The following is a 430-nucleotide window of genomic DNA, read 5'->3' as shown; positions in this document are numbered from 1 at the left end:
CTTAAGAAAAGTAGTGATAAAATCAAAGACTTTAGGTTGGAGGATAATTATTAAGACTCCTAAACCTATTGCATAGAATTTCATTTCTTGCCTAAGAGAGCGATAATCTGATTTTACTCCTGCAATTTCTTTTTCTACTTTTGCAATTTCAGCTTCTAATTTAGCTTCAAACACCTCTTTGGTAGCTTTCATTTCAGATTGAAACACCTCTTTGGTAGCTTTCATTTCAGATTGAAACACCTCTTTGGTAAGCAACTCGTTTCCTATCTCCTCTAAAGCTTCAGCTTTTAGCCTATCAAGATTTATCTTTTGTGTAGTTGCTCTATCATTGACCACTTCTTCAAAAGCCTTTTTTAACTTAGTGGCTGCTTCTTTATCACTAAAGATACTATCGAGTAAAGCTTTAAAACTTTCATTTAAGACATATTGA

Annotated in this window: 1 protein-coding gene; it reads right to left on the bottom strand. The window is 33.0% G+C overall.

Going from position 1 to position 430, the window contains the following annotated elements:
* The coding region (locus tag LS72_RS11175; RefSeq protein ID WP_194145627.1) for a hypothetical protein at positions 1 to 430 on the bottom strand (430 nt) is incomplete at both ends.

It is taken from the genome of Helicobacter apodemus (assembly GCF_000765745.2).
GTDB lineage: Bacteria > Campylobacterota > Campylobacteria > Campylobacterales > Helicobacteraceae > Helicobacter_D > Helicobacter_D apodemus.
This window is presented reverse-complemented; position numbering and strand designations above follow the sequence as displayed.